Annotated in this window: 1 pseudogene; it reads right to left on the reverse strand. The window is 74.9% G+C overall.

Going from position 1 to position 207, the window contains the following annotated elements:
• A pseudogene (locus F6Q13_RS18195) lies at positions 1-207 on the reverse strand (M17 family peptidase N-terminal domain-containing protein); the annotation flags it as partial.

The raw sequence follows: 207 nt of genomic DNA on the forward strand, positions 1-207 counted from the left end.
GGCCACTCGTAGCGCGGCTGACCCAGCCCGACCGTCAGCACGCTGGCTACCGGCAGCGAGCCCACCACCAGCCGGTGGACCTGCTCGCCGGCTCCGGTGGCGCCCAGCGCCGCCAAGCCGGCCTCGATCTCGGCGAGCGCCTCGGCAGCTAGGAACGGCTCGGCTGCGGCGACGACCGCTTTCGGCCGATCGCCGTCGTCGGCACAC

It is taken from the genome of Mycobacterium sp., from assembly GCF_008709575.1.
Classification (GTDB): Bacteria; Actinomycetota; Actinomycetes; order Mycobacteriales; family Mycobacteriaceae; genus Mycobacterium.